This is a genomic window from Streptomyces sp. SID5910 (assembly GCF_009862125.1).
Taxonomy (GTDB): Bacteria; Actinomycetota; Actinomycetes; order Streptomycetales; family Streptomycetaceae; genus Streptomyces.
The window spans coordinates 1-3,248 of the sequence record NZ_WWHX01000455.1 but is presented as its reverse complement, the minus strand read 5'-3'; the positions used below and the strand labels follow the sequence as shown (position 1 = coordinate 3,248).

Below are 3,248 nucleotides of genomic sequence, written 5' to 3'. Positions count from 1 at the left end.
GGGGGCGGGGGCGGCCTCCGGTTCGGGGGCTGGCGCCGGTTCAGGTGCGGGCGTCCGTTCCGACGCGGGCGCCGGTTCAGGTGCAGGCGTCCGTTCCGACGCGGGCGCCGGTTCAGGTGCGGGCGCCGGTTCAGGTGCGGGCGCCGGTTCAGGTGCGGGCGCCGGTTCAGGTGCCGCGGCGGCCACTGCCGCTGACGGCACCTCAGGCGGGCCACTGCCCTCCCCCGCGGACGCCCCCGCTGCCTCCGCGCTCCCCGCCTCGGCGGCGTCCTCCCCCTTCTTCACGCCCCGCAGCGCGTCCGCGCGGATCCAGCGGCGGTGGAGTTCGAGCACCTCTTCGGGGGTCGCCCGGCAGACCCGCGCCAGGCGCTCGACGGGCGCGAACTCGACCGGTACGACCTCCCCGCTGACGTACCGGTGCAGCGTGGACGCGCTCATGTGCAGCCGCTTGCCCAGTGCCCCGTAGCTGAGCCCGGACCGCTCCTTGAGCTCCCGCAGCAGTCCCGCGAAGTCGTCCCCCGCCACCGTTTCTCCCTCTCCCGCATCCCCGCACCGCGTCCCAGAGGGACACCGTTTCCCCAGGTCAGAGCCGTCCCGGCATCCCATTGTCCCGCATGCGGCGGCGCCTCTGGCGTCCGGGACGGCCCGGACCGCACGCTGTGGTCATCCAAGCAGCCGCTCCCGGCGAACGGTCGAGCGGCTCACCCGACTTCCACCGAAACGGGGCCCCTTCATGTCCGCACGCACCACCCGTACCCGCCTGTTCGCCGCCACCACGGTCGCCCTGGCCGCGCTCGCCCTGACGGCCTGTGAGGGCGGTTCGGACACGGACGCCGGCAGCGGCCCGTCCACCTCCGCGACGGCCACCGGCACGAACACCCCGTCCACCGACGCCTCCGCCTCCACGGGGACGGACGGCGACAAGGGCACGTCCGGCACGACGACGGGCTCGGGCACGGACACGAACGGCTCCACCGGCTCCACCGGCTCGGCCGGCTCCTCGGGCTCCGGCGGCAAGAGCGACGGCTCCTCCGGCGAAGGCTCCTCCTCCGGCGACGGCGGCTCCGGCGCCCAGGGCGGCGGCGACGAGGACGAGATGCCCGGCAAGTGCTCCGCGTCCGACGTGAAGATCACCGCGCAGAAGCTGTCCCGCCCGCTCAACCACCTGCTGCTGACGGCCACCAACACCGGCTCGAAGACCTGCATGCTGCCGCCGTACCCGGCCGCCCGCTTCGGCGAGGCCCAGTCCGTGCCGCCGGTCGCGGAGGCGACCAAGCCGCAGTCGCTGACCGGGGTCGGACCGGGCGAGGCCGGCTACGCCGGGGTGATCCTGTCGTCCGGCGACGGCAGCGGCGAGAACGGCTACCAGACGGACACCCTCACGATCCCCTTCGAGGACGGCTCGATCGCCACGGTCGCCCTGCCCGCCGGCGGCGTGTACGTCGACACCGCGCTGACGGTCACCTACTGGCAGTCCGACATGGACGCGGCCCTCGGCCACTGAAGGGGTCCCTGCGCACGGCACCGGGCGAGGCCGCTCAGCGCAGCGTGCGCGCGACCTCGGTGGCCCAGTAGGTCAGGATGTTGCGCGCACCGGCCCGCTTGATGCCGGTGAGCGCCTCCAGGATGGCCCTGTCGCGGTCGATCCAGCCCTTCTCGGCGGCGGCCTCGATCATCGAGTACTCGCCGGAGATCTGGTAGGCGGCGACGGGCACGTCCGAGACCTCGGCGACCTTGGCGAGGATGTCGAGGTAGGGGCCGGCCGGCTTGACCATCACCATGTCGGCGCCCTCCTCCAGGTCGAGCGCCAGCTCCCGCAGGGACTCGCGCACGTTGGCGCCGTCCTGCTGGTAGGTCTTGCGGTCGCCCTTGAGCGAGGATCCGACGGCCTCGCGGAACGGACCGTAGAAGGCGGAGGCGTACTTCGCGGTGTAGGCGAGGATCGCGACGTCCTCGCGCCCGATCTGGTCGAGGGCGTCGCGGACGACACCGATCTGGCCGTCCATCATCCCGCTGGGCCCGACCACGTGGGCACCGGCGTCGGCCTGGACCTGCGCCATCTCGGCGTAGCGCTCCAGGGTGGCGTCGTTGTCGACCCGGCCCTCGGCGTCCAGCACCCCGCAGTGACCGTGGTCGGTGAACTCGTCGAGGCACAGGTCGGACATGACGAGCAGTTCGTCGCCGACCTCGGCCCGCACGTCCCGCAGGGCGACCTGGAGGATCCCGTCCGGGTCGGTGCCGGCCGTCCCGGCGGCGTCCTTCTTGGCCTCCTCGGGCACGCCGAACAGCATGATCCCGGAGACCCCGGCCTCGACCGCCTCGGCGGCGGCCTTCTTCAGGCTGTCCCGGGTGTGCTGCACGACCCCGGGCATCGCCGCGATCGGCACCGGCTCGCTCACGCCCTCGCGCACGAAGGCGGGCAGGATCAGGTCGGCGGGATGCAGCCGCGTCTCGGCGACCATCCGACGCATGACGGGGGTGGTCCGCAGCCGCCGGGGCCGGGTGCCGGGAAAGGATCCGTACGTCGTCATACCACCTACGCTACGCCCGCCCCCACCGTGCCTTTGCCGACGCGGAGTCGGCCCGCGGAACGCTTGACCTCGACCAAACTTGAGCTTCTACGGTCGGCGTCATGGACTACTCGCACAGCGACGCCGAACTGATCCAGCAACCCGCCGGCTACTGGACGTGGGCGGCCTGCCACGCCATCGTCACCCGCACCCGGGGGGCCCTCGCCGAGCTCGGCACGACCCAGCCCCAGTGGTGGGTCCTCGCCCAGGTCGCCCGCGCGGACACCCCGAAGACCCGCACCGAGGTCTCCCGCATCCTGAGCGGCTACCTGGAGACCGGCGGGGAGACGATGGACGCGGAGACCGACGCGACCGTCACCGCGGGCTGGATCACCGAGGACACCGAGGGCCGCCTGTCCCTCACCCCCGAGGGCAGGGCCTTCTACGAGAAGGCGGCCGCCCTCCAGACCGACCTGTGGACGGAACGCCACGCCGGGATCTCCGACGAGGAGTACCTGACCACCATGAAGGTCCTCCAGCGCTTCGTCCACAACACGGGCGGCCGGGCCTGGCACCACTGACCCGGCCTCCCCGGCGCCCGGTTCACGCCGTGGCGTAGTCGGCGAGCGAGGGCTCCAGCAGGCCGAAGGCGCTCTCCGCCTCCGCGACGGCGGTGGCGGAGATCCGGTCGCCGTCCTGGCCGGCGAGGGTGAGTTCCTGGATGCGCCGGAACAGGGT

General features: G+C 73.1%; 4 protein-coding genes. 2 read left to right on the top strand and 2 right to left on the bottom strand.

Features of this window, described 5'->3' with window-relative positions; translation table 11 throughout:
• Window positions 1-525, bottom strand: a 525-nt coding sequence (locus tag GTW67_RS37715) for a helix-turn-helix domain-containing protein (protein ID WP_346010673.1), incomplete at its 3' end; no start/stop codon positions are given.
• A 208-nt stretch (window positions 526-733) separates the two neighbouring features.
• Between GTW67_RS37715 and GTW67_RS16090 the strand changes: the two genes are divergently transcribed.
• Window positions 734-1,504, top strand: a complete 771-nt coding sequence (locus GTW67_RS16090; protein ID WP_161165511.1) for a DUF4232 domain-containing protein — start codon at window positions 734-736, stop codon at window positions 1,502-1,504.
• A 34-nt stretch (window positions 1,505-1,538) separates the two neighbouring features.
• On the opposite strand, the gene hemB is transcribed toward GTW67_RS16090, so the two are convergent.
• The gene (gene hemB / locus GTW67_RS16085) at window positions 1,539-2,531 is read right to left on the bottom strand and encodes a porphobilinogen synthase (RefSeq protein ID WP_161165510.1); all 993 of its coding nucleotides are present in this window, start codon (window positions 2,529-2,531) and stop codon (window positions 1,539-1,541) included.
• Window positions 2,532-2,632: 101 nt separating this feature from the next.
• On the opposite strand from hemB, the gene GTW67_RS16080 reads away from it, so the two are divergent.
• Window positions 2,633-3,091, top strand: a complete 459-nt coding sequence (locus GTW67_RS16080; protein ID WP_161165509.1) for a MarR family winged helix-turn-helix transcriptional regulator — start codon at window positions 2,633-2,635, stop codon at window positions 3,089-3,091.
• Window positions 3,092-3,248: the final 157 nt, after the last annotated feature.

What these genes read in the sequence shown, in the direction of transcription:
- GTW67_RS16090 (WP_161165511.1), top strand. Translation starts at nt 734, where the DNA reads ATGTCCGCACGCACCACCCGTACCCGCCTGTTCGCCGCCACCACGGTC.
- hemB (WP_161165510.1), bottom strand. Translation starts at nt 2,531, where the DNA reads ATGACGACGTACGGATCCTTTCCCGGCACCCGGCCCCGGCGGCTGCGG.
- GTW67_RS16080 (WP_161165509.1), top strand. Translation starts at nt 2,633, where the DNA reads ATGGACTACTCGCACAGCGACGCCGAACTGATCCAGCAACCCGCCGGC.